The 26,200-nt window shown below is 69.0% G+C and carries 20 protein-coding genes and 2 riboswitches; of the genes, 8 read left to right on the top strand and 12 right to left on the bottom strand.

What is annotated here, in order from left to right:
* The first annotated feature begins 19 nt into the window (after window positions 1-19).
* Together WK25_RS02060 and eutC are read left to right on the top strand one after the other, a co-directional pair.
* Complete coding sequence (locus tag WK25_RS02060; protein WP_040142815.1) at window positions 20-1,417, top strand: ethanolamine ammonia-lyase subunit EutB; 1,398 nt, start codon at window positions 20-22, stop codon at window positions 1,415-1,417.
* Window positions 1,414-2,205, top strand: a complete 792-nt coding sequence (eutC, locus tag WK25_RS02055; protein WP_040142817.1) for an ethanolamine ammonia-lyase subunit EutC — start codon at window positions 1,414-1,416, stop codon at window positions 2,203-2,205. The genes WK25_RS02060 and eutC overlap by 4 nt, the downstream gene beginning before the upstream one ends.
* Window positions 2,206-2,220: 15 nt before the next feature.
* Here the strand turns inward: eutC and WK25_RS02050 are convergent, their stop codons facing one another.
* Window positions 2,221-3,105 (bottom strand): LysR family transcriptional regulator, encoded by an 885-nt coding sequence (locus WK25_RS02050; protein ID WP_040142818.1) that lies wholly within the window; start codon window positions 3,103-3,105, stop codon window positions 2,221-2,223.
* Window positions 3,106-3,253: 148 nt separating this feature from the next.
* Between WK25_RS02050 and WK25_RS02045 the strand changes: the two genes are divergently transcribed.
* The gene (locus WK25_RS02045) at window positions 3,254-4,870 is read left to right on the top strand and encodes an MFS transporter (RefSeq protein WP_069240915.1); all 1,617 of its coding nucleotides are present in this window, start codon (window positions 3,254-3,256) and stop codon (window positions 4,868-4,870) included.
* Window positions 4,871-4,996: 126 nt separating this feature from the next.
* Here WK25_RS02045 and WK25_RS02040 read toward each other — a convergent pair whose 3' ends face one another.
* The gene (locus tag WK25_RS02040; protein ID WP_059548075.1) at window positions 4,997-5,425 is read right to left on the bottom strand and encodes a pyridoxamine 5'-phosphate oxidase family protein; all 429 of its coding nucleotides are present in this window, start codon (window positions 5,423-5,425) and stop codon (window positions 4,997-4,999) included.
* A 317-nt stretch (window positions 5,426-5,742) separates the two neighbouring features.
* Between WK25_RS02040 and WK25_RS02030 the strand changes: the two genes are divergently transcribed.
* The 3 genes from WK25_RS02030 to WK25_RS02020 all read left to right on the top strand — a co-directional run bounded on the left by WK25_RS02030 (window position 5,743) and on the right by WK25_RS02020 (window position 9,592).
* Entirely contained in the window at window positions 5,743-7,269 is a 1,527-nt protein-coding gene (locus tag WK25_RS02030; protein WP_040144852.1) for an aldehyde dehydrogenase family protein, read from the top strand.
* A gap of 558 nt (window positions 7,270-7,827) precedes the next feature.
* On the top strand, window positions 7,828-8,376 hold the full coding sequence (locus WK25_RS02025) for a hypothetical protein (RefSeq protein ID WP_040144853.1): 549 nt from the start codon (window positions 7,828-7,830) through the stop codon (window positions 8,374-8,376).
* A 181-nt stretch (window positions 8,377-8,557) separates the two neighbouring features.
* Window positions 8,558-9,592: a helix-turn-helix domain-containing protein gene (locus tag WK25_RS02020; RefSeq protein ID WP_040142823.1), complete on the top strand. Its 1,035-nt coding sequence runs from the start codon at window positions 8,558-8,560 to the stop codon at window positions 9,590-9,592.
* A gap of 66 nt (window positions 9,593-9,658) precedes the next feature.
* Here the strand turns inward: WK25_RS02020 and WK25_RS02015 are convergent, their stop codons facing one another.
* Together WK25_RS02015 and WK25_RS02010 are read right to left on the bottom strand one after the other, a co-directional pair.
* Complete coding sequence (locus WK25_RS02015; RefSeq protein ID WP_059548072.1) at window positions 9,659-10,753, bottom strand: ADP-heptose--LPS heptosyltransferase; 1,095 nt, start codon at window positions 10,751-10,753, stop codon at window positions 9,659-9,661.
* Entirely contained in the window at window positions 10,750-12,453 is a 1,704-nt protein-coding gene (locus tag WK25_RS02010) for a thiamine pyrophosphate-binding protein (protein ID WP_069240914.1), read from the bottom strand. The genes WK25_RS02015 and WK25_RS02010 overlap by 4 nt, the downstream gene beginning before the upstream one ends.
* A 99-nt stretch (window positions 12,454-12,552) precedes the next feature.
* Between WK25_RS02010 and WK25_RS02005 the strand changes: the two genes are divergently transcribed.
* Entirely contained in the window at window positions 12,553-12,894 is a 342-nt protein-coding gene (locus WK25_RS02005; protein WP_052111022.1) for a PIN domain-containing protein, read from the top strand.
* Window positions 12,895-13,009: 115 nt separating this feature from the next.
* On the opposite strand, the gene WK25_RS02000 is transcribed toward WK25_RS02005, so the two are convergent.
* The 7 genes from WK25_RS02000 to WK25_RS01970 form a co-directional block, all read right to left on the bottom strand.
* Window positions 13,010-14,398, bottom strand: coding sequence for an L-serine ammonia-lyase (locus WK25_RS02000; protein WP_069240913.1), 1,389 nt, complete (start codon window positions 14,396-14,398; stop codon window positions 13,010-13,012).
* Between the two features lie 30 nt (window positions 14,399-14,428).
* On the bottom strand, window positions 14,429-15,565 hold the full coding sequence (locus WK25_RS01995; RefSeq protein WP_069241910.1) for an alginate lyase family protein: 1,137 nt from the start codon (window positions 15,563-15,565) through the stop codon (window positions 14,429-14,431).
* A gap of 162 nt (window positions 15,566-15,727) precedes the next feature.
* Window positions 15,728-18,655, bottom strand: a complete 2,928-nt coding sequence (gene gcvP / locus WK25_RS01990; protein WP_069240912.1) for an aminomethyl-transferring glycine dehydrogenase — start codon at window positions 18,653-18,655, stop codon at window positions 15,728-15,730.
* A gap of 61 nt (window positions 18,656-18,716) precedes the next feature.
* Window positions 18,717-19,097 carry a glycine cleavage system protein GcvH gene (gene gcvH, locus WK25_RS01985; protein WP_040142830.1) on the bottom strand — a complete coding sequence of 127 codons (381 nt, stop codon included), beginning with the start codon at window positions 19,095-19,097 and terminating at the stop codon, window positions 18,717-18,719.
* A 126-nt stretch (window positions 19,098-19,223) separates the two neighbouring features.
* On the bottom strand, window positions 19,224-20,342 hold the full coding sequence (gene gcvT, locus WK25_RS01980) for a glycine cleavage system aminomethyltransferase GcvT (RefSeq protein WP_040142832.1): 1,119 nt from the start codon (window positions 20,340-20,342) through the stop codon (window positions 19,224-19,226).
* An 84-nt stretch (window positions 20,343-20,426) separates the two neighbouring features.
* Window positions 20,427-20,560, bottom strand: a riboswitch (glycine riboswitch).
* Window positions 20,561-20,592: 32 nt separating this feature from the next.
* Window positions 20,593-20,698, bottom strand: a riboswitch (glycine riboswitch).
* Between the two features lie 130 nt (window positions 20,699-20,828).
* On the bottom strand, window positions 20,829-21,191 hold the full coding sequence (locus tag WK25_RS01975) for a hypothetical protein (RefSeq protein WP_040142834.1): 363 nt from the start codon (window positions 21,189-21,191) through the stop codon (window positions 20,829-20,831).
* Between the two features lie 206 nt (window positions 21,192-21,397).
* Window positions 21,398-22,450 carry an oxidoreductase gene (locus tag WK25_RS01970; protein ID WP_069240911.1) on the bottom strand — a complete coding sequence of 351 codons (1,053 nt, stop codon included), beginning with the start codon at window positions 22,448-22,450 and terminating at the stop codon, window positions 21,398-21,400.
* A gap of 616 nt (window positions 22,451-23,066) precedes the next feature.
* Between WK25_RS01970 and WK25_RS01965 the strand changes: the two genes are divergently transcribed.
* Complete coding sequence (locus WK25_RS01965) at window positions 23,067-25,154, top strand: UvrD-helicase domain-containing protein (RefSeq protein WP_040142840.1); 2,088 nt, start codon at window positions 23,067-23,069, stop codon at window positions 25,152-25,154.
* A gap of 111 nt (window positions 25,155-25,265) precedes the next feature.
* On the opposite strand, the gene WK25_RS01960 is transcribed toward WK25_RS01965, so the two are convergent.
* Window positions 25,266-26,156: a c-type cytochrome gene (locus WK25_RS01960; protein ID WP_040142842.1), complete on the bottom strand. Its 891-nt coding sequence runs from the start codon at window positions 26,154-26,156 to the stop codon at window positions 25,266-25,268.
* Window positions 26,157-26,200 lie beyond the last annotated feature (44 nt).

The following is a 26,200-nucleotide window of genomic DNA, read 5'->3' as shown; positions in this document are numbered from 1 at the left end:
TGGCAAGGAGATTCGAACGATGTCCTATACGGAGACGATCGGCCCGCGCACGTACCGTTTCGCGGACCTGAAGACGCTGCTCGCGAAGGCGAGCCCGCTGCGCTCCGGCGACCAGCTCGCCGGCGTCGCGGCTGCGAGCGAGGAGGAGCGCGTCGCCGCGAAGATTGCGCTCGCGGGCGTGCCGCTGAAGGCGTTCCTGAACGAAGCGCTGATTCCGTACGAACACGACGAAGTCACGCGGCTGATCGTCGACGATCACGATGCGGCCGCGTTTGCGGAGATCTCGCACCTCACCGTCGGCGATTTCCGCAACTGGCTGCTGTCGCCCGCGGCCGACGGCGCGGCGCTCGAGCGGATTGCGCCCGGCCTCACGCCCGAGATGGTCGCGGCGGTGTCGAAGCTGATGCGCAACCAGGACCTGATCGCGGCCGCGCGCAAGCGCCGCGTCGTCACGCGGTTTCGCAACACGGTCGGGCTGGCCGGCCGGATGTCGGTGCGGCTGCAGCCGAATCACCCGACCGACGACGTGAAAGGCATCGCCGCGTCGATGCTCGACGGGCTGATGTACGGCTGCGGCGATGCGATGATCGGCATCAATCCGGCGACCGACAGCCTCGCGGCGATCGTGAAGCTGCTCGCGATGATCGACGGATTCCGCGAGCGCTACGGCGTGCCGACGCAGTCGTGCGTGCTCACGCACGTGACCAACACGATCGCGGCGATCGAAAAGGGCGCGCCGGTCGATCTGGTGTTCCAGTCGATCGCCGGCACCGAGAAAGCGAACGCGAGCTTCGGGATCTCGCTCGCGCTGCTCGGCGAGGCGCGCGACGCCGCGTTGTCGCTGAAGCGCGGCACCGTCGGCAACAACCTGATGTATTTCGAGACCGGGCAAGGCAGTGCGCTGTCGGCGAACGCGCATTTCGGCGTCGATCAGCAGACGTGCGAGGTGCGTGCATATGCGGTCGCGCGCAAGTTCGATCCGTTCCTCGTGAACACCGTGGTCGGCTTCATCGGGCCGGAATACCTGTACGACGGCAAGCAGATCATCCGCGCGGGGCTAGAGGATCACTTCTGCGGCAAGCTGCTCGGCGTGCCGATGGGCTGCGACATCTGCTACACGAATCACGCCGAAGCCGATCAGGACGACATGGACACGCTGCTCACGCTGCTCGGTGCGGCCGGCATCAACTTCATCATGGGAATTCCCGGCGCGGACGACGTGATGCTGAACTACCAGAGCACGTCGTTCCACGATCAGCTGTACGTGCGCGAGGTGCTCGGGCTGCGCCGCGCGCCCGAGTTCGAGGAATGGCTGGAGACGATGGAGATCGCCGACGCGCATGGCGCGCTGCGTGCCGCGAGCGCACGCGTGCCGCTGCTCGCGGGCGCGAACGACTGGATGGGGATTTCCGCATGAGCGACGCCGTCGAGAAAAATCCGTGGGCGCAGTTGAAGTCGTTCACGAACGCTCGGATCGCGCTCGGCCGCGCGGGCAGCAGCCTGCCGACCGCGCCGCTGCTCGCGTTCAATCTGTCGCACGCGCAGGCGCGCGATGCGGTGCACCAGCCGCTCGACGCCGATGCGCTGCGCCGCGAGATCGATGCGGCGGGGTTCGCGACGCTCGGCGTGCAGAGCGCGGCGCCCGACCGTCAGCATTACCTGCGCCGGCCGGATCTCGGCCGCAAGCTGTCCGACCACGGGCGCGCGCTGCTGGCCGGCTATGGCGCGGCGCTCGACGAACCGCCGGACGTCGTGTTCGTGGTCGGCGACGGGCTGTCGGCATTCGCGGCCGCGAAGCAGGCGCTGCCGCTGCTGCAGGCCGTATGCCCGCGGCTGCACGCGGACGGCTGGCGGATCGGGCCGGTGGTGGTCGCGACGCAGGCGCGCGTCGCGCTCGGCGACGAGATCGGCGAGTTGCTGCGCGCGCAGGTCGTCGCGATGCTGATCGGCGAGCGGCCGGGCCTCAGTTCGCCGGACAGCCTCGGTGTTTATCTGACGTGGGCGCCGAAGGTCGGCTGTCACGACGCGCAGCGCAACTGCATCTCGAACGTGCGGCCTGAAGGTTTGCCGCATGCCGCCGCCGCGCACAAGCTGCATTACCTGATGACGCATGCGCGCCGCCTCGGGCTCACCGGTGTCGGATTGAAGGACGACAGCGACGCGCTGTTGCCGCAGCAGGAAGCCGAGCGGATCGGCGCGGCGTGAGCGCGCGCCGGCCGGCTACGTGAACAGCCGCTCGCACAGGAAGTCGACGAATACGCGCAGCTTCGGCGACAGCTGCCGGCTCGACGGCCACACGATCGAGAACTGGCCGGGCGCGATCCGGTAATCGTCGAGCACGGTGACGAGCGCGCCGCTTTCCAGCGCATCGCGCGCGAGAAAATCCGGCATGTAGCCGATGCCGAGCCCCGCCATGACCGCGCCGCGCAGCGCTTCCATGTTGTTGCAGGTCATCGCGGTGCGCAGCTTCAGCGGCGTGCCGTCGTCGGCGGCGAGCGCCCAGTCCTGCAGCTTGCCGGTGGTCGGGAAGCAGTAGCGCACGCAGTCGTGCGCTTCGAGATCGCGCGGTGCCTCCGGCGTGCCGGCCTGCGCGAGGTACGCGGGCGTCGCGCACAGCACGAACGCGAACGGGCCTAGCCGCCGCGACATCAGGCTCGAATCCGACAGCGGTCCGCTGCGGATCACCGCGTCGAAGCCGCCTTCGACGACATCGACCATCCGGTCATTGAAATCCAGATCGAGCTCCACGTCCGGGTAGCGCCGCCTGAATTCGGGCAATACCGGCAGCAGGAACCGGTAGCCGATCACCGGCAGGCTCACGCGCAGCTTGCCGCGCGGGCGCTGCGCGGAGGCCGTCACGGTGGCTTCCGCATCGCGCAGATCCTCGAGGATCCGCTGGCAGCGTTCGTAGAAGTGGCGGCCTTCGTCGGTCAGCGTGACGCGCCGCGTCGTGCGGTTGAACAGGCGTACGCCGAGCGATTGTTCGAGCCGCGCGATCGTCTTGCCGACCGCGGACGCCGAGATGCCGAGCGTGCGGCCGGCCGCGACGAAGCTCAACGCTTCGGCGGTGCGGACGAAGGCGGCGATGCCGTTCAGGTTTTCCATCGGTGCAGGCGGAATCGGGTGTGAAGACGCAGATTGCGGAATTTTAGTCCGTTATATGAGGAAGCCAGCACGGTTTTTCGAAGATTGAATCGGAATTATCTTTGATCGCCGTTGACGCGCGTTCGCGCGGGCTTTTCGAGGAGCGATGATGGATCAGCCGTTTTCAACCGTTTCCGCGGCGTCGGCACGCCGACGCGCGTGGGTGCTGGCAGCCGTATGCATGGCGGCCGTCGCGCTGCCGCTGTCGTTTTCGGGCGGGGCGGTCGCGACGCCGGCGATCGGCCGCGACCTGCATGGCGGGCCGGTCGCGATGAACTGGATCACCAACGCGTTCATGCTCGCGTTCGGCAGTTTCCTGATGGCCGCGGGCGCGCTGGCCGACCAGTTCGGGCGCAAGCGCCTGTTTGCGTGCGGCGTCGGCGGTTTCACGCTGATGTCGGCCGCGCTCGCGTTTGCGCCGTCGATGCTCGCGGTCGACCTGCTGCGCGCCGCGCAGGGGCTCGCGGCGGCCGCGGCGCTTGCGGGCGGCACGGCCGCGCTCGCGCAGGAGTTCGACGGCGCGGCGCGTACGCGCGCATTCAGCCTGCTCGGCACGACGTTCGGGATCGGGCTCGCATTCGGGCCCGTGCTCGCCGGATGGCTGATCGCGCAGCACGGCTGGCGCGCGATCTTCGTCACGGGCGCGGCGGCCGGCGTGCTGTCGCTCGCATTGGGGCTGCCGCGCATGCACGAGTCGCGCGATCCGCACGCGACCGGGCTCGACTGGCCGGGCACGACCGCGTTCACTGCCGCGCTCACGCTGTTTACGTTCGGCGTGATCGAGGCGCCCGCGCGCGGCTGGACGCATCCGCTCGTCGTTGCGCTGCTGGCCGGCGCGGCGCTCGGCGCGTGCGCATTCGTCGCGATCGAGACGCGCGTCGCGCGGCCGATGCTCGATCTGTCGCTGTTCCGGATTGCCCGCTTCGTCGGCGTACAGGTGCTGCCGGTGTCGACGTGCTGCTGCTACATCGTGCTGCTCGTCGTGCTGCCGCTGCGCTTCATCGGCATCGACGGCTTCAGCGAAATCGACGCGGGCTGGCTGATGCTCGCGATCTCCGCGCCGATGCTCGTCGTGCCGCTCGTCGCGGCGACGCTTACGCGCCGGCTGTCTGCCGGCGTGATCTCCGGGTTCGGGCTGCTCGTTGCTGCCGCAGGCCTCGTGTGGCTCGGCGTCGCGCTGCGCGGCGGCGCGGGTCCGGCGGCGATCGCGCCGATGCTCGCGATCGGCGTCGGGGCCGGCATGCCGTGGGGGCTGATGGACGGGCTGTCGGTCAGCGTCGTGCCGAAGGAGCGTGCGGGGATGGCGACCGGAATCTTCAGCACGACGCGTGTCGCGGGCGAGGGAATCGCGCTCGCGATCGTCGGCGCGGTGCTCGCGACACTCACCCATGCCGATTTGCGGCACGCGGCGGCGGCCGCGGCCGGTGCGCCCGATGCGACGCTGCGCGCCGCCGCGCGGCTCGCGACCGGCGATCTCGCCGGCGCCGCGGCCGTATTGCCGGGTGTCGATCGCGCGGCGCTGCTCGCGAGCTATACGCATGCGTTCGATCGGTTGCTGATCGGGCTCGCGGTCGTGACGGTGCTGTGCGCGGGCGTGGTGTTCGCGTTTCTCGGCGCGCGGCCGGCGTGCGAGGAAGGGCGCGGCGATGAAGGCGCGCAGATGCGCGGTGAAGCACCGGCGCGGCGCCGCGCGGAACCGGCGTGTGCGGACACGACGGGGCGGTAAGCGTTGCGTTGCGTCGACGGCGAGCTGGCCGGCGCGCGGATAACGCATCCGAACATGTGTCGAGTCATGCCGGACGTCGTAGCGTGCCGACGATCCGGCACGGGCGCCCGTCATCGCGCGCCGCCGTCACGCCAGCACGAGCGCCGGCAGCCCCGCCTCGACTCGCGCGTGCGCGCTTTCCACTTCGACGACCACGTAACGCTGCGCATCGGGCCATAGATGCGCATGGCTTCCCGCCTCTTCGACGATCGTCGCGCGCCCTTGCACGAGCCACGTCGTCTGCCGGACGAAGTCGACGAACAGCAGCGCGATCGCCGGATTCACGAGCAGGTTGCCGATCGTGTTGAACAGGTTGTTGCCCGGGAAATCGGGCAGCACGAGCGTGCGCCGATCGGGCAGGTCGACGAGCGGCTCGAACGAGCCGTCCGCGCGCGGCTGCCGGCCTCGATACGAGCAGTCGCTGTCGCCGGCGGCGTTTGCGGTCGCGACGATCAGGAACGCCTGTTCGCGGATGAAGGCGACGGCATCGTCGCTCAGGGTAGCCGGATCGGTCATGGGTCGGTGGGCGCGTGGCCGGTGCGTGCAGATTCGCGATCGTCACGCAAGCGACATGCCACGCGGCGAGCGCGGCTGCGCATGTGCCGATGCGCAACGGCGCTGTGGAAAATCCGAACACCGGCCGCGCCGCTGCGCCGTCGCGTTGTTCAGAATCGGCACACTCGTTTTCGATGCGCCGGCACCGCCCGCGGCGGGCGCCCGCGCGCACCGCTGCGGTTCGCTTGCCGGCCGGTTTGGCACGCATGTTGCGTAAATCGTGCAGCGCGATCCAACCGGCGCTGTATCCACACAAGCACGATGAACAGGAGACATGTATGAACCCGTTTGACCTGAAGCAACTGGGCCTCGACGTCGAATATCCGTATCGTCAGCAGTACGACAACTACATCGGCGGCAAGTGGGTTCCGCCGGTGAAGGGCGAGTACTTCGAGAACGTGTCGCCGATCAACGGCAAGCCGTTCTGCCGCGTGCCGCGCTCGGGCGCCGACGACATCGAACTCGCGCTCGATGCCGCGCACGCCGCTCGCCGCAAGTGGGGCAAGACTTCCGTCGCCGAGCGCGCGAACCTGCTGCTCGCCGCCGCCGACCGGATGGAAAAGAACCTGAAACTGCTGGCGGTGGCCGAGACGATCGACAACGGCAAGCCGCTGCGCGAGACGATGGCGGCCGACCTGCCGCTCGCGATCGATCACTTCCGCTATTTCGCGGGTTGCATCCGCGCGCAGGAAGGCGGGATTTCGGAGATCGACGACAACACCGTCGCGTATCACTTCCATGAGCCGCTCGGCGTGGTCGGCCAGATCATCCCGTGGAACTTCCCGCTGCTGATGGCTGCGTGGAAACTCGCGCCGGCGCTCGCGGCCGGCTGCTGCATCGTGATGAAGCCGGCCGAGCAGACGCCCGCGTCGGTGATGGTGCTGATGGAGCTGATCGGCGACCTGTTCCCCGCCGGTACGATCAACATCGTCAGCGGCTTCGGCAAGGAAGCGGGCGAGGCGCTCGCGACCAGTACGCGGATCGCGAAGATCGCGTTCACCGGCTCGACGCCGGTCGGCAAGCACATCCTGCGCGCGGCCGCCGACAACCTGATCCCGTCGACGGTCGAGCTGGGCGGCAAGAGCCCGAACATCTTCTTCGCGGACGTGCTCGATCAGGACGACGCGTTCCTCGACAAGGCGCTCGAAGGCCTCGCGATGTTCGCGCTGAACCAGGGCGAGGTGTGCACGTGCCCGTCGCGGATCCTGATCCAGGAGTCGATCTACGATCGCTTCATCGAGAAGGCGGTCGCGCGTGTCGAGCGCATCAAGGCCGGCCATCCGCTCGACCTGCAGACGATGATCGGCGCGCAGGCGTCGCAGCAGCAGCTCGACAAGATCCTGTCGTACATCGACATCGGCCGCGACGAAGGTGCGCAATGCCTGACAGGCGGCGAGCGCACGGCGCCGGCGGCCGAACTCGGCACGGGCTACTACGTGAAGCCGACGATGCTGCTCGGCAACAACAAGATGCGCGTGTTCCAGGAGGAGATCTTCGGGCCGGTCGCGTCGGTGATGACGTTCAAGGACGAGCAGGAAGCGATCGAACTCGCGAACGACACGTTCTACGGGCTCGGCGCGGGCGTGTGGACGCGCAACGGCACGCGTGCCTACCGGATGGGCCGGGAGATCGAGGCCGGCCGCGTGTGGACCAACTGCTATCACCTGTACCCGGCGCACGCGGCATTCGGCGGCTACAAGCAGTCGGGCATCGGCCGCGAGACGCACAAGATGGCGCTGTCGAACTATCAGCAGACGAAATGCCTGCTGGTCAGCTACCAGGCGGAGGCGCTCGGGTTCTTCTGATCGCCGCAGGGGCGAAGGGCCCGCCGTGGGCGGCCGGGCGGCGGTGGAGCGCCGCCCGGTCGTGTGGCGGTGGCGAAGCGCCCGTTGCGAAGGGGCCGATGCCGGAGGGCGTTTCCGGTTGGAGCTGTCCGACGGCGCTTCCGGAGCGTGCTTCGGAGGGTGTTCTCGGACGGTGCTTCCGGACGGTGCTTCCGAATGGAGTTTCGGGGGGCCGCTTTCGGGGCGTTTCCGCAGGACCGCTTCCGAAGGATGGCTTCCGGCGGGCGCTTTGCAGAGGGCCGGCCGCGGAAAGCAGTGAGGCCTGCGCGGGATTGACGCAGCAGGAGAGACGGCGGGGCGATGTCTGCCCGGCCGTTGAACGGCGCCCGTACCGCTGCCCGGTGCCGTGCCGGCGGCCGGTGCTGTCCCGCCGCCGACCCTGGCACTTCGCGTTTTTTTCACCTTTCGACATTGAACAAGCGGCGTGGGCCGCGCGTGATCCCGGCCCGCATCGCGCCGATACCGGCCTTCGCGCGTTCGCAGCCGCATCGTGCGCCCGCAGGCCTGACGGAAACCAGCATGGCAGAACCGCCCCGATCCTTTCCACGCCACCCGGTGTTTCACGCGGGCGAGCTCGACGCGCACCACCGGTTCGGCGTCAGCGACGAAGCCGAGCGGATGAGCGACGTCGTGACGACGCGACTGAGCATCGGCGTGCGCCAGTTCGTCGAATCGCAACCGTTCATGTTCGTCGGCACGATGTGCGGCGAACCGGCGCGCGTGACCTGCGACATCGTGCAGGGCATCCGCGACGCGAACGGCGATCTGTGGCCGGTCGTGCGCGTGATCGACACGAAGACGCTGCGCTTCGCGCTGCCCGTCCATCCGGATGGCGACGGCGCCAGGATCGACCCGCGCACGTGCGACGGCAGCGGTGTCGGTCTGCTGTTCGTCGATTTCATGCGCGGCGTCCGTTACCGAATCAACGGCCGCGCGACGCTGCGCACCGACCTGCCGGCAGCGGATATGGCCCCGTGGCCGCCCGGCAGCCCGATCGTCGAGCTGGCGGTCGCGCAGGCGTACGGCAACTGCGGCACGCGCGTCGTGCGGTTGCGGCCGGGCGCGTAGCCGGTGGCCGCCGGCGGCGCGCATTCCGCACCCGTGCGGTGCGCGGTACGCCGCCTCCGGGTGCGCCCCCATGGCGCGCACGGGCCGGAGCGCGTGGAATGACGGGCTGGTCGCCGGAATCGCGCGATTCGGCACGGGACTTGCGTGATGGAGGCCGTCCCGCGCAGGTGAGGAGAACACGATGGAACAACGAGTGCAGTGCATGGACGAGCCGACGGCCGAGGACACGCGGCGCAGCGCGCAGGGCAACGACGCGCTCGCCGGCCAGGCCGTGGTCAGCGTCGCGCACGACGCCGACGAGCAGGCGCGCAACCTGATCGGCTGGCGGCAGACCTACGACCAGCTCGCGGCCGGCCGCTTCGTCGGCACGCTGACCGAGCTGCCGCTCGACACGATGAAGCTGTTTCGCGAATCGACCAGCCACCTGCTGCGGCAGGCGTGCGAGGTGCGCGGCGACGCTTACTGGTTCGGAATCCCGCTCGCGAGCGACGGCACCGCGCGCGTCGACGCGTGCCGCATCGGCCCCGGCGCGCTCGCGTTCCGGCCCGGCAACGTCGAATTCGAATTGCTGACGCCGGCGCAGTTCTCGATTTACGGGGTGGTCGTACGGGGCGACGTGCTGCGCCGCTATGCGGAAGAAGTCGAACACCGCGCGCTCGACGAGCGGCTGTTCACGCAACGCGTGATCCAGATCGGCGACGCGCGGCTCGCACGCCTGTGCACGCTGCTCGGCCACCGGCTCGACGGCGCGGCGGCCGCGGGGGGGCCGTTGCCCGATGCGCAGCGCGACGACCTGCAGGCCGAGGTGCTGGCCGCGCTGTTCGACGCGTGCGCGCAACCGGCGGACGACGGCGCGGGCGGCGCGCCGTCCACTCGGCGCTGGATCGTCGAGCAGGCGCGCGAATACGTGCTTGCGCACCGCACGCGGCCGGTCGGCGTGCCCGAGCTGTGCGAGCAACTGCACGTGAGCCGCCGCACGCTGCAGTATTGCTTCCAGGATGTGCTCGGCATGGCGCCGGCAACCTATCTGCGCACGCTGCGGCTCAACGGCGCGCGGCGCGATCTGTGCGGGCGGGCGGCCGGTTCGGTGCAGGACGTCGCGGAGGCGTGGGGTTTCTGGCATCTGAGCCAGTTCGCGACCGATTACCGGCGGCTGTTCGGCAAGCGGCCGTCGGAGACGCTGCGCGAGCGGGCGACAATGATCGCCGCCGGGTGAGCCGCGTGGTGGCGGCGCGTGGAAGCTGCCGCACGCGCCGTCTCTCGCGGCGCGACTGCCGCCTCGTTATCCCGCTGTAGCCGCCGCGTCGCGCGGTGCCGGCCACGGCAACGCATCCCAGTCGATCGCCCGGTAGGCGGATTCGACCGCCGCGAGATCGTCCGGCCGTTCGCTGCGATGCAGCCCGTGCAAATCCGCGGGCACGTCGAGCGAGACCGGCACGCAGTGCGGATAGTCGCGCACGCGCAGCGCCGGATCGATCGTCGTGAAACAGCCGAGCGTCGGCACGTCGAAGCCGTCGGCGACATGCAGCGCCGCCGTGTCGGGCGCGAACAGCACGCTCGCCCCCTTTACCCAGGCAAGGAAGCGCGCGGTGTCCGTCGCGTCGCGGCTCACGTCGACATAGGCGGCGTGCGCGACGGCGCCGAAGCCGACCACGGGCAGCCCGTAACGCTGCGCGAGCCGCTCGACGCAGGCGGCATGCAGCGCCCGCGGCACGCTGCGCACCGCGGTGCTTGCGGTCGGGCAGAACAGCACGTACGGCCGCTGCCATTCGGCCGGCAGTGCGGGCAGCGTCAGCCGGGCGAGCCAGCGATTGCGCTTCGCGGCGGCCGGCACCGCGGCCGGATCGGCGCCGAGCGCGTCGACGAAGAAATCGATCATCGGCTGCCGCGCGAACGCGGGCCAGTACAGGTGATTGCCGACATCGATGCACGGCGCGCCGGCAGGCAGCGCATCGGCCGGATACGGCAGCGCGCGCGACGGTGCGACGACGTCGGCCGCGAGCGCATACAGTGCGTCGACGTAGCGCGGCGCGCGGGCCGGCCGGTACAGCGTGAAGCGCAGGCCCGGATGCATCGCGCGCAGTGCGGCGAGCGCGGTTAGCCCGATCACCGAATCGCCGAGCGCGACGCCCATCCCGTTGATCACGTGCACGTCCGTCACGCGCCCGTAGTCGAGCCGGAACGGTCGGGATGCGGCATGCAGCAGGCCAAGCGCGGGCGCGGCCTGTGCGTGACGTTCCGCGCGCTCGCTGCCGTGCTCGATGTCGTACGGTGCGACGAGCGTGCCGTCGGGCGCGAGCAGCGTGCCGGGATGGACGAGCGCGCGATCGTGCGACAGCACGAGGCCGGCCGGTGTGCTGTGCCGCGCCATGGTCATGCGCCGCGGGCGCGGCGGCCCTGCTCTCGGATCTGCTCGAGCGTCGCGGCCGGCGTGCTGGCTTCCTGCGGGATCCGGATCTCGATCACGGCCGGCAGCCCGCAACTCAGTGCGCGCTCCAGTGCGGGCGCGAAATCGGCGGTGCGCTCGACCGTCTCGCCATGCGCGCCGAACGCACGCGCGTACGCGGCGAAATCGGGGTTCGTGAGCCCTGTGCCGTGCACGCGGCCCGGATAGTTGCGTTCCTGATGCATGCGGATCGTGCCGAAATGACCGTTGTTGACGACGATCGCGACGATGTTCAGCCCGTATTGCATCGCGGTCGCGAGTTCGTTGCCTGCCATCATGAAGCAGCCGTCGCCGGCGAGCGCGACGACCGCGCGCGACGGATACAGCGACTTCGCCGCGAGCGCCGCCGGCAGCCCGTAGCCCATCGCGCCGCTGGTCGGGGCGAGTTGCGAGCGGAAGTGGCGGTACGCGAAGTGGCGATGCAGCCAGATCGCGTAGTTGCCGGCGCCGTTGGTGAGGATTGCATCGTGCGGCAGGCGCTCGCGCAGCTGCACCATCACGTCGCCGAGCTGGACGTCGCCGGGCATCGGCAGCGGCGCATGCCATTCGCGATACGCGCGGTGCGCGGCTGCGGCCGCGCCGGCCCACGCGAGCTGCGACGGCGGCTCCAGCGCGGCGAGCGGCGCGGCGATTTCCGGCATCCCGGACACGATCGGCAGGTCGGGCGCATACACGCGGCCGAGCTCGTCCGCGCCCTGATGCACGTGGATCAGCGTCTGGCGCGTTTTCGGAATGTCGAGCAGCGTATAGCCGCCCGTCGTCGCCTCGCCGAGACGCGGGCCGAGCACGAGCAGCAGGTCCGCATCGCGGATCCGCTTGCCGAGCGCCGGATTGATCCCGAGGCCGACGTCGCCGGCGTAGTTCGGGTGCGCGTTGTCGAACGTGTCCTGGAAGCGGAACGCGCATGCGACCGGCAGTTCCCAGCGCTCGACGAAGGTGCGCAGGTTCGCGCATGCGTCCGGCGTCCAGCCGCTGCCGCCGACGATTGCGAACGGCCGCTCCGCACGCGCGAGCCGCTCGCGCAGCTCGTCGAGTTGCGCGGCCGACGGCGACGCCGCGACGCGTTTCGCGGCCGGCACGACCGGTTGCGGCGCGCACGCTTCGGACAGCACGTCCTCCGGCAGCGCGAGCACCACCGGGCCGGGGCGGCCGGATGTGGCGACATGGAATGCATGGCTCAGATATTCGGGAATGCGGCGCGGATCGTCGATCTGCGCGACCCATTTAGCCATCTGGCCGAACATCCGGCGGTAGTCGATTTCCTGGAAGGCTTCGCGGTCGAGGTGCTCGCGCGCGCACTGGCCGACGAACAGGATCATCGGCGTCGAATCCTGGAAGGCGGTGTGCACGCCGATCGACGCGTGCGTCGCGCCGGGGCCGCGCGTCACAAACGCGATGCCGGGACGGCCCGTCAGTTTGCCGACCGCTTCGGCCATGTTCGCGGCCGCCGCTTCGTGGCGGCAAACGACCGTCTGGATGCGCGCGGTGTCGTCCGCGAGCGCATCGAGCACGGCGAGAAAGCTCTCGCCCGGCACGCAGAATACGCGTTCGACGTGATTGGCGAGCAACGCGTCGACGAGCAGTCGCGCGCCAGTGGTGGCGCGCGGCTCGAGATCCTTGGAATGCGACATGGGCTGCCGTCTCCCTGGGTAGCGGGACGTACAGCTTACGCCTGTTGCCGGGGCGCCGGCACACCGGCCGATGAAAAGTGCCGGAACGCGGTTCGCCGCGTGCGTCTTCGCTTCGGGCGGCTGAACCGCGAGTTCGCGCAGCCTGAGCAAGTCGCGAAACGATTGGCGCGGTGTTACACGGAGGATGTGCTGATGTCGGCGATCACGTCCGCCAAGCTGGAGGACGGCGTCGCCGCATGGGCGACGCCTGCGCGGGAGCGTCGCCGTCTCGCCGCGCTGATCGACGATATCCCCGGTGCTCCGTTCGACGTCGCGGCCGCGCCAGCGTACGGTCCGGTTCGCGACGCAACCGGCGAGCGGAAGAAGGATCATCTCGACGAGCGGATCGCCGCGCACGCGGTGTCGCCCGACGTCGCGCTCGTGACCAACGACGAGCGCTAATTCCTCCGCTATCCGGGATTGCGGCCGGAGAACCGGCTGAACGATTGATGGCGATGGGCGCGTCCGGCGGCCATGCGGGATATCGATCCGCTCCGCATGACCGCCGAACCGCGCGTCAGCACTCGACGATGTTCACCGCGAGCCCGCCGCGCGACGTTTCCTTGTACTTGGTCTTCATGTCGGCGCCCGTCTCGCGCATCGTCTTGATCACCGAGTCGAGCGACACGTAGTGCGAGCCGTCGCCGCGCAGCGCCATGCGCGCCGCGTTGACGGCCTTCACCGAAGCCATCGCGTTGCGCTCGATGCACGGGATCTGCACCATCCCGCCGACCGGGTCGCACGTGAGGCCGAGGTTGTGCTCCATCCCGATCTCGGCTGCGTTCTCGACCTGGCGCGGCGTGCCGCCGAGCACGGCCGCGAGCGCGCCGGCCGCCATCGAACATGCGACGCCGACTTCGCCCTGGCAGCCCACTTCCGCGCCGGAAATCGACGCATTGAGCTTGTACAGGATGCCGATCGCGGCGGCCGTCAGCAGGAAGTCGATCACGCCCTGTTCGTTCGCGCCCGGCGTGAAGCGCGTGTAATAGTGCAGCACGGCCGGGATGATGCCGGCCGCGCCATTGGTCGGCGCGGTGACGACGCGGCCGCCGGCCGCGTTTTCTTCGTTGACCGCGATCGCATACAGGTTGATCCAGTCGACCATCGACAGCGGATCCTGCAGCGCACGCTCAGGGTTGCCGGTCAGCGCGCGATACAGCTGCGGCGCGCGGCGCTTGACCTGGAACGGGCCGGGCAGGTTGCCGTCGGCGTCCGGGTTGCCGATCCCGCATCCGCGCGACACGCACGATTGCATCACCGCCCAGATTTTCAGCAGCCCGTCGCGCGTCTCTTGCTCGCTGTGCCACGCACGCTCGTTTTCCCACATCAGCTGCGCGATCGACTTGCCGGTCGACTCGGTCAGCGCGAGCAGCTCGGCGCCGGTGCGGAACGGATGCGTCATCTGCTCGGCCGCGCTCAGCACTTTCGTGTTCGGCGCGCCGGCCGTCACGACGAAGCCGCCGCCGACCGACAGGTACGTGCGCTCGACGAGCACGTTGCCGCTTGCATCGGACGCGCGCAGCTTCATCCCGTTCGGATGCTCGGGGAGCGCCTGCCGGTAGAACGCGATGTTGTCCTTCAGCACGAACGGCACCGGATGCATGCCGAGCAGCGCGAGCTTTTTCGTCGTGCGGACGTCTTCCAGCCGCGCGTCGATCGTGTCGGGATCGACGGTGTCGGGGGCGTCGCCGAGCAGGCCGAGCATCACGCCGCGATCGGTGCCGTGGCCCTTGCCGGTCGCGCCGAGCGAGCCGTACAGTTCGACCTTCACGTTGGCCGTCGCGTCGAGCAGCCCGTCGCGCTCGAGGCCCTGGACGAACATCAGCGCCGCGCGCATCGGTCCGACCGTGTGCGAGCTCGACGGGCCGATGCCGATCTTGAAGAGGTCAAACACGCTGACTGCCATTTCGATTCCTGCCTTGCTTTGAGAGTAGTGCTAGCGCGCCTGCAATGGCAGGCACGCGGCCAGCCATGCGGGCGGCATGACGGATAGCTGGCGCGCGACACGGGCATAGCGCCCGTCGAGCCGCGCGGCCAGGTGAAAGAGTTCGGTGGCGTTTTTCGGGTCCCACTGCCCCGTGTAGCCGGGCAAGCCGGCTTCGCGGCGCTTCGCGTCGAACGGCACCGGCGAATGCACGAATTCCTCGTGCGTCTTTTCGCCGAGCGCGTACGGCACGAGCCAGTCGAGCGCGGCCGCCAGCGTCGCGCCGTTCGCGCCGCGCTCGCGCAGCCAGTTGCGGTTGAAACGGCGCGCGGCGAGTGCGGCCGTCACCAGCGGCTGGAGGTCGTACACCGCGTAGTGCAGCGCGTCGCGTTCGTCGAAGTCCCAGGTCTTGCCGTCCGGGCCGATGTTGTCGGCGAGATGCTCGACGAACAGCCGCTGCGCCGCGTTCATCATCTTGCGATCGCCGAGCGTGAACGCGGACAGCGCGATCAGCTTGATCCGGTGGCTTTGCCAGTTGTTGCGCCACGTGCCGGTGAGCGGCCGCTTCTGCGCGTCGATCTGCGCGACGTAGCCGGCGCCGAGCTTCGCGATGAATGCGGCCGTCGCGTTGCGGGTCTTGACCGGCAGCGCGCTCGCCGTCATGTCGTACGCGATGATCAGGCTGTCGAAGCGCGTCTCGTCGATCGGGTTGAAGCTCGGCTGGTAGGTCGACACCCACGCGGACAGGAAGCGGTCGACGAGCTGCAGATAGCGCGGCGCATTGGTCACGCGCCACGCGAGCGCGGCGTCGCGCATCAGCTCCATGTCCTTCAGCGCTTCGGCGCTCTGGTCGTAGATGCCTTCATGCGGCAGCGTGCCCTCGGTATGCACGCGCGGCATCGCTTTCGGCTGCTCGCCGATGCGCGCGTCGACGCTGTGAATCAGCGCCTGTACGCCCGGTTCGGCCTGCGTCGTCTCGCTCGCCTGCAACGCGGGCGCCGCGCAGAAATTCATTGCCGCGCGTGCGCTGCCGGCCGCGCCGAGGCCGGCGGCGGCAAACGACAGCGTCGCGACGAACAGCGGCACGAAGCGGCGCGTGCGCGGCCGCCCCTGCGTTGCACCATGGCCCGGAAACATCGGACGCACCATGCGGAACTCCTTGATTGGCTGGATCGCGTTGATGTTAGCCGGATTGGCGGGCAAGCGTGAACCGATCGGCCGGGCGGCGAACGCAAACACCGCACGCAACCGGCGGTTGCGTGCGGTGTGATCGCGGCCGGACGCCCCGCTGCGACGCGGGGGTTACGCGCGTTACGCGTATTCCGACATCGGCACGCACGAGCAGAACAGGTTGCGGTCGCCGTACGCGTTGTCCGCACGACCGACCGGCGGCCAGTACTTGTTCGTGCCGAGCGACGCGACCGGGTAGGCGGCCTGCTCGCGCGAGTACGCATGCGGCCATTCGTTCGCGGTGACGACGGCTGCCGTGTGCGGCGCGTGGCGCAGCGGGTTGTCCTCGCGGTCGGCGCGGCCTTCCTCGACCGCGCGGATTTCCTCGCGGATCGCGATCATCGCGGCGATGAAGCGGTCGAGTTCCTCCTGCGATTCCGATTCGGTCGGCTCGACCATCAGCGTGCCCGGCACCGGGAAGCTCATCGTCGGCGCGTGGAAGCCGTAGTCCATCAGGCGCTTCGCGACGTCGTCGACGGTGATGCCGCTCGTTTCCTTGATCGGACGCAGATCGAGAATGCACTCGTGCGCGACCAGCCCGCCCGGGCCCGAATACAGCACCGGATAGTGCGGCGCGAGGCGCTTCGCGATGTAGTTCGCGTTGAGGATTGCGGTTTCGGTGGCGGCGGTCAGATTCTTCGCGCCCATCATCGCGATGTACATCCATGAGATCGGCAGGATCGACGCCGAGCCGTACGGCGCGGCGGACACCGAACCGATGCCTTCTTCGCCGCGCGCGTAGCCGGTCGAACGCTGGTTCGGCAGGAACTTCGCAAGGTGCGCGCCGACCGCGACCGGGCCGACGCCCGGGCCGCCGCCGCCGTGCGGGATGCAGAACGTCTTGTGCAGGTTCAGGTGCGATACGTCGCCGCCGAACTGGCCCGGCGCGGTCAGGCCGACCATCGCGTTCATGTTCGCGCCGTCGACGTACACCTGGCCGCCGTGCGCATGGACGATCTCGCAGATCTCGCGCACGTTCTGCTCGAACACGCCGTGCGTCGACGGATACGTGATCATGATCGCCGCGAGGTCCTTCGAATGCTGCTCGGCCTTCGCCTTCAGATCGGCGATGTCGACGTTGCCCTGCGCGTCGCACGCGACGACCACGACCTTCATGCCGGCCATGTGCGCGGACGCCGGGTTCGTGCCGTGCGCGGACGCCGGGATCAGGCACACGTCGCGATGCGCTTCGCCGCGCGATGCGTGGTACGCGTGGATGATCAGCAGGCCCGCGTACTCGCCCTGCGAGCCGGCGTTCGGCTGCAGCGACACGGCCGCGTAGCCGGTGGCCGCGACGAGCATCTGCTCGAGCTGGTCGATCATTTCGCGGTAGCCGACGGTCTGCTCGGCCGGCGCGAACGGGTGGATTCGGCCGAACTCGGGCCACGTCACCGGCAGCATTTCCGACGTCGCGTTCAGCTTCATCGTGCACGAGCCGAGCGGGATCATCGAGCGATCGAGCGCGAGGTCCTTGTCCGACAGGCTGCGCAGGTAGCGCAGCATTTCGGTTTCGGAATGGTGGCGGTTGAACACGTGATGCGTGAGGTACGCGCTCGTGCGTTCGAGGCCGGCCGGCAGCGCGGCGACGCCGGCGAGGCCCGCGTCCAGCGCGTCGACGGCCGGCGCCGTGCCGCCTGCGGCCTGCGCGAATACGTCGAGCAGATCGGCGAGGTCGTCGCGGGTCGTCGTTTCGTCGACCGATACGCCGACTTGCGTGTCGCTCACGCGGCGCAGGTTGATGCGCTTGGCCTTCGCGAGTTCGTGGATCTGCGCGGTGCGCGCGCCGGTATCGATCGTCAGCGTGTCGAAGAACGTGTCGTTGACGGTCGCGAAGCCGAGCTGCTTCACGCCGGCGGCGAGCAGCGCCGCGATGCGGTTCACGCGCAGCGCGATCGTCTTCAGGCCGTGCGGGCCGTGGTAGACCGCGTACATGCTCGCCATGATCGCGAGCAGCGCCTGCGCGGTACACACGTTCGACGTCGCCTTCTCGCGGCGGATGTGCTGTTCGCGCGTCTGCAGCGCGAGGCGCAGCGCCGGCTTGCCCTGCGCGTCGACGGTCACGCCGACGAGACGGCCCGGCATCTGGCGCTTGAATTCGTCACGCACGGCCATGTAAGCGGCGTGCGGGCCGCCGAAGCCCATCGGCACGCCGAAGCGCTGCGTGTTGCCGACCGCGACGTCCGCGCCCCATTCGCCGGGCGGCGTCAGCACGGTCAGCGCGAGCAGGTCGGCCGCGACGACGACGTGGCCGCCCGCCGCGTGAATCGCGTCGGTGAGCGCGCGGTAGTCGCGCACGTCGCCGTTCACGCCCGGATACTGGAGCAGCACGCCGAATGCGTCGGCCTGCGCGGCGTCGGCCGCCGGACCCGTCTTGACTTCGATGCCGACCGGCAGCGCGCGCGTGCGGATCACTTCAAGCGTTTGCGGCAGCACGTCGTCGGCGACGTAGAACACGTTCGACTTCGGCTTGCCGGTGCGTTGCAGCAGCGTCATCGCTTCGGCGGCGGCCGTCGCTTCGTCCAGCAGCGATGCGTTCGAGATCGCGAGGCCCGTCAGGTCGGCGACCATCTGCTGGAAGTTCAGGAGCGCCTCGAGGCGGCCCTGGGAAATTTCAGGCTGGTACGGCGTGTAAGCCGTGTACCACGCCGGGTTTTCGAGCACGTTGCGCAGGATCACGGCCGGCGTATGCGAGTCGTAATAGCCCTGGCCGATATACGAGCGGAACACCTGGTTCTTGTCCGCGAGCGTGCGCAGCGCGGCGAGCGCTTCCGCCTCGCTCTTCGGTTGCGCGAACGGGCCGAGCGGCAGCGTTTCGGTGCGGCGGATCGAGGCCGGGATCACGGCGTCGATCAGCGCGGCGCGCGACGCGAAGCCGAGCGTGTCGAGCATGGCCTGCTGGCTGGCGGCATCGGGGCCGATGTGGCGTTCTGCGAACGCGTCGTGCGTTTCGAGCGCGGCGAGCGAGAGGGGCGTGCGGTTCATCAGGCGGTCCGGGTGTTCGAGCTTCATGGCGTGACTCTGGTCCCGCGCGGGCCGGTCGCCCGGCCGCACGCGGTTCGGGTAAGGAAAATTAGTCGATCAGCTTGCTGTACGCGTCGGCGTCGATCAGCTTGTCGGTCGATGCACCGTCCGCGAGCTTGATCTTGAACAGCCACACGCCATACGCGTCGCTGTTCACTTCTTCCGGCGAGTTGGCGGCATCTTCGTTGATCGCGACGACTTCGCCGGACACCGGCGAGTAGATGTCGGATGCGGCCTTCACCGATTCGACGACGCCGACGGCGTCGCCCGCCGTCACCGACTTGCCGACTTGCGGCAGTTCGAGGAAGACGATGTCGCCGAGCGTGCTCTGCGCGTGATCGGTGATGCCGACCGTCAGCGTGCCGTCCGCCTCGGTGCGGATCCACTCGTGTTCGTCGGTGTACTTCAGATCGGCCGGGACGTTGCTCATCGGATGCTCCTGGATAAAAAGTGTGTTCGTTATGCTGGCGCGCCGCCGGGGCGCGCCGGGTGGGGTTGCGCCGGGCGCCATTTCCCGGCTTTACCGGGACGCGGCCTGCCGGTCGCTTCCCGGTCGTTACGCAGCGAGGACCTTGCCGTTGCGCACGAACGGCAGTTTTACCACGCGCGCGGGAAGTTGCTTGTCCCGAATCTGCACCTGAACGGTGTCGCCGATCTGGACGGCGGCCGGCACGCGCGCGAACGCGATCGATTCCTGCATCGACGGCGAGAACGTGCCGCTCGTGATCTCGCCTTCACCGTGCGGCGTGACGACCTTCTGATGCGCGCGCAGCACGCCGCCCGCCTTGCCGTTTTCCTTCTGCAGGATCAGGCCGACGAACGCGGCGCGGGAGCCGTCGCGCTCGAGCGCGGCGCGGCCGACAAATTCGCGCGGCGCCGACAGGTCGACCGTCCATGCGAGGCCCGCGTCGAGCGGCGACACGGTTTCGTCCATGTCCTGCCCGTACAGGTTCATGCCGGCCTCGAGGCGCAGCGTGTCGCGCGCGCCGAGCCCGCACGGACGCACGCCGTTTTGCTGCAGCGCCGTCCACAGCGCTTCGACGTGCGCGGCCGGGACGATCACTTCGAAGCCGTCTTCACCGGTATAGCCGGTGCGCGCCACGGTGAGATCGCCGAACGGCGTGCCGGCGACCTGCGCGGCGTTGAACGGCTTCAGTTCGCTGGTCGCGGCGCGCGCGGCGGGCACCGTGGTCCAGACCTTTTCGCGGGCGTTCGGACCCTGCACGGCGACGATCGCGAAATCGCGGCGCGGCGCGATCGTCAGGCCGAAGCCGCCTTGTTCGTTGAGCTGGTTGAACCACGCGATGTCCTTCTCGGCCGTGCCGGCGTTGACGACCACGCGGAAGAAGTCTTCGGTGAAGTAATAGACGATCAGGTCGTCGATGACGCCGCCTTCCGGATTGAGCAGGCAGGAGTAGAGCGCCTTGCCGGGCGTCTTGAGCTTGCCGACGTTGTTCGCGATCGCGTGTTCGAAGAACGCGCGCACGCGGCTGCCGGTGAAATCGACGACGCACATGTGCGATACGTCGAACATGCCGGCGTCGGTGCGCACGGCCTCGTGCTCTTCGATCTGCGAGCCGTAGTTGACGGGCATGTCCCAGCCGCCGAAGTCGACCATGCGGGCATTGAGCGCGCGGTGCGCGGCGTTGAGCGGGGTGTGATTCAGTGCAGTCATCGAGGCCTCAGGCAAGGCGCTTGCGCGCGGGTCAGAACGGCCATGTGCGGACCGTCGCGGCCTGGGCCTGCGACGCGATCCGGTACATGCCCCTCTGTCCTCGATACCTGAGAGATTGCGCTGCGGCTGCAAGCCGGCGAACGCGCGCCCCTTCGGTGGGCAGCCTGCCCGCGCTGCTTGTGCGCAGCGGGCTACTGCCGCTCTCCAGAGTGCGGGGAAGGCGGCCCGCGCAATGCGCGGACGGGAATCCCCGACGCGGTCGGTCCTTTTGCCTGAGAGTTTGCGGGTGTGCCCCTTCGGCGGCGCGACCGGCGTTGCACAAGCGACGCGGTCACGCGCTCTCCCGACGCGTGCGGGCGACTGTACGCGAGCAGGTCGGCATTGTCAATTTGGGCAAAAGAATGTCGCTTCGCGACAAGCGGCGGTAAGCGACAGCAGGCGGCGGCAAGCGGTGCCGCCGCTCTCAAGGCGCCGGCCGAGCCGGGATTACTCGCCGATCGCGCGCGCGGCCGTGTCGAGCTCCTGGTTCAGCACGCGCTGTTCGTCGCCGGACAGGCCGCCGTTGTGCTGCGCGGACATGTCGTTCGCTTCCTGGCGGATCACGTCGAGCCGGTGGTGCAGCTGCGCGCCGTACGGCGGCGGGTAGTAGCCGCCGTTCACGCGCGCGTCGATGCGGCGGTGCAGGTTGTCGATCCGCCCCTGGACCTCCTGCAAACGGTCGTTGGCGACGACCTGAGGGTTCGGCCGGGGCGGGGGCGCCTGTCGGGCCGGCCGCTGCGGCTGCACGACACAGGCCGCGAGCGAGGAAACCAGGACGCAGCATGCCGCTGCGCGAATCAACCGTTGCATCACATTCTCCTGACGGTTTGGTGTCGGATCGACTTTTTGAGAAACGCGTCAGACCCGACGACCGCTGACTTTCGTTCCCGCACTGTTTGTAACGGAATGTTTGGAAGGGGGCGGGGCGACCGCGACGCGCGGCCGCCGCGGCAAGCCCGCCGCGCGGCTGCGGACGGCGGCGACATCGTGCGGGCTGCGCCAGCCGTGCGCGCCGGTCACACCGTGCGGCGCACGAACGGTACCCGGCGGCCTTCGTGCTCGCTTTGCGCGGCGAGCTCGATGATCGTCATCACGTCGACCGCGTCCTGCGGCGCGACCGGGAACGGTGCGCCGTCGTGGACCGACGCGGCGAGCGCGCGATAGAACTCCGCGTACTGGCCGTCGAGCGTCGGCACCGGGCGTTCGACTTCGAGGTCGCCCTCGAGTACGCGCAGCACCCCGGGCGGGTTGCCGCCGCCGAACTCGACGTGGTCCGGCGTGAGGCCGGCTTTCAACTGATCTTCCTGCGTGTCGAGCCCGAACTTCTGATAGCTGCCGCACGTGCCGTGGAGCGTGAAGCGCGGCGGCTCGATCGCCGACAGCGCGCTCGCGTGCAGCGCGACGTCCTTGTCCGGATAGCCGAGCAGCAGATGCACCAGATCGGGCGCGGCGCCGTTGTCGCGGCGCGTTTTCACCGTGGCGCTGACCGTCTGCGGCAGCCCGAACAGCACGAGCGCCTGGTCGATCAGGTGCGGGCCGAGATCGAGCAACAGGCCGCCGCCGCGCGCGGGTTCCTCGCGCCAGCGCGTGCGCGGCGTCGGGCGGAAGCGGTCGAAGTGCGACGCGAACCAGGTCACCCGGCCGAGTTCGCCGGATTCGACGATGCGGCGCACGGTGAGGAAGTCGCCGTCCCAGCGGCGATTGTGAAATGGCGCGAACAGGCGGCTGCGCGCGTTCGCGAGCCGGGCGAGCGCGAGCGCCTCGTCGGCGGTGAGCGTAACGGGCTTGTCGACGACGACGTGGCGGCCGGCTTCGAGCACCCGCCGCGCGAGCGTGAAGTGCGTGTCGTTCGGCGTGGCGATCACCACGCAATCGATGTCGTCGAGGGCGAGCAGCGCATCGAGATCGGGAACGATGCGCGCGCCCGGATACGCGGCGCGCGCGCGATCGGGCTGACCCGTCGCGATCGCGGCGACCTCGGTGCGGCCGCTCGTGGCGATCACGGGCGCGTGGAACGTCGCGCCGGCGAAACCGAAACCCATCAAACCAATCCTGAGCAATGACGACATGGCAATCCTTGGCTGCGTACGAAACGAAAGGACGGTGCGCCGTGAGAGGCGCGGGAACGACCGGCTATTTTGGCATGACGCCGTCGCATACACTGGCGCGTTCGGCAAAACGCGCGACGCCGGCCGGCGACGTGCGCGCGGCGAGCGGCATTTGGCGCGGTGCGGGCGCAACCGCACCCGGCCCAGCGCGTGGGGCGTGTGCCGGCCGTGATCCCGCCGGCCGGGGCGACACGCCGCGGGCCGAACGCCGTCGGCAGTGCAGGCGTGGCGGCGCGTGCGTGAAGAAACGGCAGCCGGCCGAGGGCGGCCGTGGCAAGCCGGTGTCCGATGCAACCGATCCGATCGTGGTTGGCGGTGCGCGCCGACGTGCTGCCATTGTGGCTGATCGAACCGGAAGCGGGGCCGGATTGGCCGTCGGGACAAGAAGCCGACCGGCAGCGGCCGCCGGGCGAAACGCCGGCACTGCCGCGCGGGCGCATTCGCGCGCGCTTCGGAAAAGCGCGTCGCCGACGTGTTAACATGCGCGTCCTGCCCCGCGTGTCCGCCTGCGTTCCAGGCCTGTCGCGCGGGGCATCCTCCCGGCGTTCCGCCGTCAACCGCAACATCATCCGTCATCATGTCCGCAGGCCTCAACCCCGCTCAGAATGAAGCGGTGCGCTACCTCGACGGTCCCTGCCTCGTGCTCGCCGGCGCGGGCAGTGGCAAGACCCGCGTGATCACGCAGAAGATCGCGCACCTGATCGAAGCGAAAGGCTTCGAGCCGCGCCACATCGCGGCGGTCACGTTCACGAACAAGGCCGCCGCCGAAATGCGCGAGCGCGTGTCGAAGCTGCTGGAAGGCAAGACGCTCACCACGCCCGGCAAGGAAGGCCGCAAGGTGCCCGTCAACCAGCTCACCGTGTGCACGTTTCACTCGCTCGGCGTGCAGATTCTGCGTCAGGAGGCCGAGCACGTGGGCCTGAAGCCGCAGTTCTCGATCATGGATGCGGACGACTGCTTCGGGATGATCCAGGAGCAGATCGGCACCACCGACAAGGGCCTGATCCGCAAGATCCAGAGCACCATCTCGCTGTGGAAGAACGGCCTCATCATGCCCGAGGAGGCGATGACGATCGCCGCCAACGAAGACGAGCACCAGGCTGCGCTCGTCTATCGCAACTACGTCGCGACGCTGCACGCGTACCAGGCGGTCGACTTCGACGACCTGATCCGGCTGCCTGCCGAGCTGTTCGCGAAGAACGAGCAGGTGCGCGACCGCTGGCAGAACAAGCTGCGCTATCTGCTGATCGACGAATACCAGGACACCAACGCGTGCCAGTACGAGCTGCTGAAGCTGCTCGCGGGCCCGCGCGCCGCGTTCACCGCGGTGGGCGACGACGACCAGGCGATCTACGGCTGGCGCGGCGCGACGCTCGAGAACCTCGCGCAGCTCGGCAAGGATTTTCCGAAGCTGCACGTGATCAAGCTCGAGCAGAACTACCGGTCGACGGTGCGGATCCTGACCGCCGCGAACAACGTGATCGCGAACAACCCGAAGCTGTTCGAGAAGAAGCTGTGGTCCGAGCACGGGATGGGCGACTCGATCACCGTCACGCCGTGCAACGACGAGGAGCATGAGGCCGAATCGGTCGTGTTCCGGCTGTCCGCGCACAAGTTCGAGCGGCGCGCGCAGTTTCGCGACTACGCGATCCTGTATCGCGGCAACTTCCAGGCGCGGATTTTCGAGCAGGTGCTGCGGCGCGAGCGCATTCCGTACGTGCTGTCGGGCGGCCAGTCGTTTTTCGACAAGGCCGAGATCAAGGACCTGTGCGCATACCTGCGCCTGATCGCGAACGCCGACGACGATCCCGCGTTCATCCGCGCCGTTACGACGCCGCGCCGCGGGATCGGCAACACGACGCTCGAGGCGCTCGGCTCGTTCGCTGGCCAGGCGAAGGTGTCGCTGTTCGAGGCCGTGTACATGGGCGGGATCGAGGCGCGGCTGTCCGCCCGGCAGATCGAGCCGCTCAGGATGTTCTGCGACTTCATCCAGCGGCTGACCGACCGCGCAGACAAGGAGCCCGCGAGCGTCGTGCTCGACGACATGATGGAGGCCATCCATTACGAGGCGTACCTGTACGACGCGTTCGACGAGCGGCAGGCGCAGTCGAAGTGGCAGAACGTGCTCGAATTCCTCGAATGGCTGAAGCGCAAGGGCACCAAGCCGGAGACGGAGGCCGTCGACGGCGAGGCTGACGGCTTCCACAACGCGGACGGGCTCGCGGACACCGGCAAGAACCTGCTCGGCCTGATCCAGACCGTCGCGCTGATGTCGATGCTCGAAGGCAAGGACGAGGATCCGGACGCGGTGCGGCTGTCGACCGTCCATGCGTCGAAGGGGCTCGAGTATCCGCACGTGTTTTTGGTCGGCGTCGAGGAGGGCATCATGCCGCACCGCGGCGGCAGCGACGACGACGGCCCGATCGACAACGAGCGGATCGAGGAGGAGCGCCGGCTGATGTACGTCGCGATCACGCGCGCGCAGCGCAGTTTGCACCTGAACTGGTGCAAGAAGCGCAAGCGGGCGCGCGAGACGGTCGTGTGCGAGCCGTCGCGCTTCATCCCCGAGATGGGCCTAGACGACGCGCCGCCGCCGACGCCGGAAGAGGCGCCGATGTCGCCGAAGGACCGGCTCGCGAGCCTGAAGGCGTTGCTGCAGAAGTAGGCGGCGCGCGGCTTCGGCCGGCATGCCGGATCGAGTTCGGGTTTCGGCAAAACAAAACCCCCGCGATGCGTATGCATTGCGGGGGTTTTTTACGGCAGCGCGGCGGGACGGTTACTTCGCTGCGTTGACCATATAGTCGACAGCCGCCTTCACGTCGGCGTCAGACGCGTTCGACCCGCCTTTCGGCGGCATCGCGCCCTTGCCGTGCAGCGCGTAGTTGTAGACGGTGTCCATCGAATCCTTCAGGCGCGGCGCCCAGTCTTCCTTGCTGCCGAACTTCGGCGCGCCCAGCACGCCGGCTGCGTGACACGCCTGGCACACCTGCGTGTACAGCGCCTTGCCGGCCGATGCGGCGTCGGCGCTCGTTGGCGCGGCAGCGGGTTTCTCGCCCGTCTTCGGAATCGCGGCGATCGCGGCCATTGCGGCGGCGGCCTGCGCGTTCGACGCGTCCGCGCCCGATGCACCGGCCGCGCCGCTTGCTGCCTGCGCCGCGTTGGCGGCCGGTGCGGCGGGTTCGGGGAAGTTCGCACCGTCGTTGTTCGCCATGTAGACGATCGCGCGGGCGATCTCGTAGTCGCTGACGTCGTCGGGGCTCGTGCCGCCGCGCGGCGGCATCGCGCCCTTGCCGGACAGCGCCGTTTTCAGCAGTGTGTCGAAGCCTTGCGCGATGCGCGGCGCCCAGTCGTCCTTGTTGCCGAACTTGGGTGCGCCGGCCGCACCCGTGCCGTGACAGGTCACGCACACGGCCTTGTAGACTTCCTCGCCGGTCTTGTACGTGCGGGGCGCGTTGGCGTCCTTCACCTCGACCTGTGCGATCGGCGCGATCCGCGCGGCGACCTGTGCGTCGGAGAGCGCGTCGGTGCCTGCGCCGGAACGGAATGCATGGTTGGCATAGGTGGCAAACAGGACGATCAGCGCAATCGGAATCGCGAATGATGCAATGACAACGGCAATCAGCTGCCCGGGAGTTTTGACGGGAGATTCGTGGGGTGCTTCGCTCATGCTTGCCTCGTCTCCGTGAATAGGAATTGTGAGCGCGGTGCAAC

Source organism: Burkholderia latens, assembly GCF_001718795.1.
Classification (GTDB): domain Bacteria; phylum Pseudomonadota; class Gammaproteobacteria; order Burkholderiales; family Burkholderiaceae; genus Burkholderia; species Burkholderia latens_A.
The sequence above is the reverse complement of the archived record's forward strand: the minus strand, read 5'-3'. Positions and strand labels throughout refer to the sequence as shown.

Coding starts and splice junctions, on each gene's coding strand:
- eutC (WP_040142817.1), top strand. CDS start 1,414: ATGAGCGACGCCGTCGAGAAAAATCCGTGGGCGCAGTTGAAGTCGTTC.
- gcvH (WP_040142830.1), bottom strand. CDS start 19,097: ATGAGCAACGTCCCGGCCGATCTGAAGTACACCGACGAACACGAGTGG.
- WK25_RS02015 (WP_059548072.1), bottom strand. CDS start 10,753: ATGACCATGGCGCGGCACAGCACACCGGCCGGCCTCGTGCTGTCGCAC.
- gcvP (WP_069240912.1), bottom strand. CDS start 18,655: ATGAAGCTCGAACACCCGGACCGCCTGATGAACCGCACGCCCCTCTCG.
- WK25_RS02000 (WP_069240913.1), bottom strand. CDS start 14,398: ATGGCAGTCAGCGTGTTTGACCTCTTCAAGATCGGCATCGGCCCGTCG.
- WK25_RS02025 (WP_040144853.1), top strand. CDS start 7,828: ATGGCAGAACCGCCCCGATCCTTTCCACGCCACCCGGTGTTTCACGCG.
- WK25_RS02045 (WP_069240915.1), top strand. CDS start 3,254: ATGGATCAGCCGTTTTCAACCGTTTCCGCGGCGTCGGCACGCCGACGC.
- WK25_RS01965 (WP_040142840.1), top strand. CDS start 23,067: ATGTCCGCAGGCCTCAACCCCGCTCAGAATGAAGCGGTGCGCTACCTC.
- WK25_RS01960 (WP_040142842.1), bottom strand. CDS start 26,156: ATGAGCGAAGCACCCCACGAATCTCCCGTCAAAACTCCCGGGCAGCTG.
- WK25_RS01970 (WP_069240911.1), bottom strand. CDS start 22,450: ATGTCGTCATTGCTCAGGATTGGTTTGATGGGTTTCGGTTTCGCCGGC.
- WK25_RS01975 (WP_040142834.1), bottom strand. CDS start 21,191: ATGCAACGGTTGATTCGCGCAGCGGCATGCTGCGTCCTGGTTTCCTCG.
- WK25_RS01995 (WP_069241910.1), bottom strand. CDS start 15,565: ATGGTGCGTCCGATGTTTCCGGGCCATGGTGCAACGCAGGGGCGGCCG.
- WK25_RS02060 (WP_040142815.1), top strand. CDS start 20: ATGTCCTATACGGAGACGATCGGCCCGCGCACGTACCGTTTCGCGGAC.
- WK25_RS02020 (WP_040142823.1), top strand. CDS start 8,558: ATGGAACAACGAGTGCAGTGCATGGACGAGCCGACGGCCGAGGACACG.
- WK25_RS02050 (WP_040142818.1), bottom strand. CDS start 3,105: ATGGAAAACCTGAACGGCATCGCCGCCTTCGTCCGCACCGCCGAAGCG.
- WK25_RS02030 (WP_040144852.1), top strand. CDS start 5,743: ATGAACCCGTTTGACCTGAAGCAACTGGGCCTCGACGTCGAATATCCG.
- WK25_RS02010 (WP_069240914.1), bottom strand. CDS start 12,453: ATGTCGCATTCCAAGGATCTCGAGCCGCGCGCCACCACTGGCGCGCGA.
- WK25_RS02040 (WP_059548075.1), bottom strand. CDS start 5,425: ATGACCGATCCGGCTACCCTGAGCGACGATGCCGTCGCCTTCATCCGC.
- gcvT (WP_040142832.1), bottom strand. CDS start 20,342: ATGACTGCACTGAATCACACCCCGCTCAACGCCGCGCACCGCGCGCTC.